4 protein-coding genes are annotated in these 3,415 nt (G+C 39.5%); all 4 read right to left on the bottom strand.

Features of this window, described 5'->3' with window-relative positions; all coding sequences use genetic code 11:
* Positions 1-84: 84 nt before the first annotated feature.
* The 4 genes from AXF18_RS09795 to AXF18_RS09780 all read right to left on the bottom strand — a co-directional run bounded on the left by AXF18_RS09795 (position 85) and on the right by AXF18_RS09780 (position 3,071).
* Positions 85-801: a replication protein gene (locus AXF18_RS09795; RefSeq protein ID WP_065371964.1), complete on the bottom strand. Its 717-nt coding sequence runs from the start codon at positions 799-801 to the stop codon at positions 85-87.
* 69 nt (positions 802-870) lie between these two features.
* Complete coding sequence (locus AXF18_RS09790; RefSeq protein WP_065371963.1) at positions 871-1,149, bottom strand: hypothetical protein; 279 nt, start codon at positions 1,147-1,149, stop codon at positions 871-873.
* Between the two features lie 183 nt (positions 1,150-1,332).
* A complete protein-coding gene (locus AXF18_RS09785; RefSeq protein ID WP_065371962.1) occupies positions 1,333-2,736 on the bottom strand; it encodes a hypothetical protein in 1,404 nt (467 codons plus the stop codon).
* Positions 2,736-3,071 (bottom strand): hypothetical protein, encoded by a 336-nt coding sequence (locus tag AXF18_RS09780; protein ID WP_065371961.1) that lies wholly within the window; start codon positions 3,069-3,071, stop codon positions 2,736-2,738. Before AXF18_RS09780 ends, AXF18_RS09785 begins: the two co-directional genes overlap by 1 nt.
* Positions 3,072-3,415 lie beyond the last annotated feature (344 nt).

The following is a 3,415-nucleotide window of genomic DNA, read 5'->3' as shown; positions in this document are numbered from 1 at the left end:
TACTTCGTCCCGTCACAACCCTTGAAACAAGAGGGTTAGACCCCACCCACCCAGAAACCGAAAATGACAAAATGAGTTAAATATTCAAGCTCTTTTCATACTTTTCAGAGCTTCAATATCCTTTTCAAGAATACTCATTTTTTCCAGTTCGGCTTCTCTTTTTCGTTCAATATCTCGGAATCGACGAGATGAAACATAGTTTTTGATGTATAAAGTATTATTTGCTAAATAATCATCCCATGTTTCATTATGAACTAAGCAATACTCGACTAAATCGGCAAACTCGACAATATCATTATCAATAATGAAGTGCATTATTTCTTTTCGAGTTTCTCTATCCTCTCCAATCGTAGCTTTGAAAAACGGTTCAATATCATATTGACCGATAACACGTATATCAGCTTTATTATACTGATACTTTTCAGGGTTATCCTGATGAATCATATATCTGACCAACCCTTTAGGATTCGAACACTTTTGGGGTCTTGCAATACCCTTTAATTTCTTGCCCCAATTTGCAAGAGTGCCCATCCGAATCCATGAAGTCCCAGCGCTTACCAATAAATGGTAATGCGCTTTTTTAGGCTCTCCATCAGGATTTACATCCTTATCATGAAGAGGCGATATAACCATATCAAACATATCTTCACGCATTATCTCAAGCCAATTTTCAGGCATATCATCAGGATAAACAACCAGTGTATAGTTCTTGGCTCTATCCGTATTTGCATAGCTCTCATAAGCCCACGAGGGCTCTTGAGCGTCATTCAGAGCAGAATCTTGAATCAAATCCTCTACCATTTTCTACCTCGATTTCCGTTCTCAGTTCCCAGTTCTCCCTTGGGGGTGTCGTAGTCCCCCAAGGGTCCCCTATAAATATTTTTCAGGCTCAAAACCCAGTTTTTCCAACTCTTTTTCGTACTTTCGGAATTCGCTCCTATAACTGCTAGCAGCAGCAGAATAAGCATCTCCTCCGCCCATGTCATTGTAATACATAGACCAAGCCTTAGATTCATTTTCTCGAGCAAGTTCGCGGAAATACTCCATCTTCTTGTACAAGTCGGATTCTTTCGCTTTCCATTCGTTCAAGTACTCTTCACGCTTGCGAGCCTTTCGCTCGTCAAGTATTCGTTGTATCAGTTTAATCATGTTATATCCTTTCTTGCGTGAGATTTTCGAAAATTTATTCCATGATTCTATTGACGGCAAGAAACCCGTTCCGTTAGTCTTGATTTTGTCGGTCAGCCGAACAAAGTTCTGACTGAACCGCCCAAACCAGTCTAACTTGTCACGGCTTACCGTCAATAGACTTTCACGGCATAAAAACGAAAATCATATCATTTCGTTATAAACCCTTTTCCGTCCCACTTCATACAATTCTTTAAAAGTTTCAATCGTATTCAATCCATTCTCATGCAGATTCGGAACATAGAACAAATTCGGCTGGGTACTATAACCATTTAAGAAATACCAGCCCTTAAATTTTCCAGGGTTCTTAGTGACAACATCGATATAACCACTTGAAAACATCTGAGTAATCATTTCTGACGTTGATTTTCCAAGCAATATCTTTAAGTTAGCATTGCTACGCATACCGGCAGGGGCAGAATTTACATCAGCGACTTGCAAGATATTTACCAGCATATACAAAGAGCTTCGTCCAACCATTGAAATGGTTTTTAAATATCCGTGAAGCGTGCTTTTTTCTTTTCCAAGCGCTTCTCCAAGGGCTCCCAGCTCCTCACAGAAGATAAATACAGGTCTAGCATTCAAATCCTTACCATTCAGACCTACTACACCTCTACGCTCGATTTCTGCGCCTATACGCTCATTTCTTAGGGTCATATCATCAACTAGACGAGATAACAGAGAAAGTATTTCAGAGGGTTCTGATACTACGTTTTTATCTCCCAAAATTTGCTTAAATCCAAGCATTTCACGTTTATAATCAAGTATATAAACATCACAACCAGCGCCCAGCGCTTCGGCTAAAATCAAGTATGCAGTAGTAGTTTTGAAACTACCTGTCAAACCTGACAATAGGGCATGAGGTTGATTTGGATAATCCCAAAAGACAGGAGAAGAACCAGCTAAAAGTTTAAAGCGATAGGGGTCATCAGGAACTAAATCCTCTATCCTTTTCGGTATAAAAGACAGATTAGTGTTCACATCATTCAGTTCAAAAAGATAATACAAGCCATCAGCAGTTTGCAAAGGTTCAGAAACTGCATAATTTGCAAACTTACCTTTTCGCAAAGATGAGTTGATTGCTTCGGCTACTTTTTCCAAATCAGCAACTGATGGCAGTTTTTCGACTTTGATGATCGTGTGAGTTTTGTCTGCGACAAACTCACACGAAGGAACATCAACAACAGTCTCGCTTACTGTTTTTCGAACTAAGCCAGCCGAAAGCAATCCTCTTTCAATCGCTTTGATTGCTTGTTTTTGCGTTCGATACTCACTATACTTGCCAGCTGCTTTAACTTCTTTCACGAAATACCAAACTTTAAAGGTCAGCAAACCAACAAATACCAGGGCGCTTACTACAAGAAACCAAAAACTAAAAGTATCAAGCCATCCGACCCTTAAACCAATCCCAGCAAGCTTTACATAAAGCCATCTGATAATACTTGACCCTAATAGCACAATACCAGCCACCCCTTGCCACAACAAGGGGCGCTGATACCATATCAAAGCCATCCGACCGTTAGCGTTTCTTTGATACGTTTTAGCCATCAGCTTCGTTCCATTTCTTTGAAACTAGAAACCAATTTTAAAGCCTTTGGATTTCTCAACCAATATATTGAAACTCCGTAATGGTTATCTGGGCGCTCGCTACTCGCTTCAGCTTCCAAGTAATAAACCCCATTTGTTTCTAAACCTAGCTTCTTAGAATGCTTAACGCTCACAACTCCACCTCGTGGGTCTCGTTTTGAAGGCATTAAAACAAATTGGTGTGTGTACTGTCCTTCTGTGTTCTCTCGTATCTCAGAACCCAAATACAATACTACTGCTTTAACAACTACGGCTTCTTTCTCAAAGCCATTCAACAAATCTTTTGATGTCGCCATCGTTTTACTCACCGAATCAGTTACAACGCTTTTTTATGTCGGTGTCCTTAACTATCCAAACATCATAAAAAAGTCGCAATCAACAAAGCCCTCTTTTCAGAGGAACCACGTCAATTGCGACTATCAGTTCAATTTCATAAAAAGCATTCTCTCCTTTGTTTAAAAGGATTTCGCGAGATAATACTTGAATTTTACACGGAAAAAGTGTAAAATAGGCTAGTAAAGAGAATTAAACCAATAGCCATTGGCGTGGCTATTTCCAAGAGACGGGACTGTTTGGCGACAGTCCTTTCGTCATTTCTTGATTATAGTTTCATTATACAATATTTTCATAAACATTGCAA

This window comes from Streptococcus sp. oral taxon 064 (genome assembly GCF_001683375.1).
GTDB classification, from domain to species: domain Bacteria; phylum Bacillota; class Bacilli; order Lactobacillales; family Streptococcaceae; genus Streptococcus; species Streptococcus oralis_S.
This window is presented reverse-complemented; position numbering and strand designations above follow the sequence as displayed.

Coding starts and splice junctions, on each gene's coding strand:
- AXF18_RS09795 (WP_065371964.1), bottom strand. CDS start 801: ATGGTAGAGGATTTGATTCAAGATTCTGCTCTGAATGACGCTCAAGAG.
- AXF18_RS09790 (WP_065371963.1), bottom strand. CDS start 1,149: ATGATTAAACTGATACAACGAATACTTGACGAGCGAAAGGCTCGCAAG.
- AXF18_RS09785 (WP_065371962.1), bottom strand. CDS start 2,736: ATGGCTAAAACGTATCAAAGAAACGCTAACGGTCGGATGGCTTTGATA.
- AXF18_RS09780 (WP_065371961.1), bottom strand. CDS start 3,071: ATGGCGACATCAAAAGATTTGTTGAATGGCTTTGAGAAAGAAGCCGTA.